Below are 622 nucleotides of genomic sequence, written 5' to 3' on the forward strand. Positions count from 1 at the left end.
TTGTGTGACCACAGCCATTGTTGTTAGAAATAAAATATCAAGAAAATAAATTTTTGAGATTTCTATCACTATATAATTAGTAGGACTATATTATTAGGGATAATAAATATTTTAATTTTAACTAAATTTAAACACATAATAAAAAAGCCATCAACACATGTATTGATGGCTTTTTACTTTAGGTGCAAAGGAAACACAATTCAATTAAATAAATGACTATCTAGCTTTACGCCATTGTTGGACCACTGTTGATAGCGTTTTACCGCGATACCAGACGAGTACATGGTATGCTTACAATCCATGCACTCGACAAAGTACAGCCCACTCATTCCTGCCATAACGTGCAGCCTTCGGCTATCGCAGCGCTTGCAGGACAGGCGCTTTACTTTGGTGTTGACGTCAATACGCCGAGCAAAGTTTAACGTTTCGTGAGAGCATAAAGCGTCAACAGCACTATCTTTAAAAGGATGCTCACTAAGTAAATAATTAATGGCGTAATCGTACACCGGGGGGATTGAAGATTTTCCACTTTCAATATTACTTATCTTAGCAACGGAAACGCCTAATAAAGAAGCGAACTCAGCCTTACTGTACTCTAAGATAAATCTTGAAGAGATGAATT

General features: G+C 36.5%; 1 protein-coding gene. It reads right to left on the bottom strand.

The features are described from left to right. Positions 1–200: 200 nt before the first annotated feature. Positions 201–622: helix-turn-helix transcriptional regulator (locus tag R7Z50_RS28685; RefSeq protein ID WP_318149906.1), on the bottom strand; the 422-nt coding region annotated here is incomplete at its 5' end.

The organism is Vibrio sp. 1249-1, from assembly GCF_033340495.1.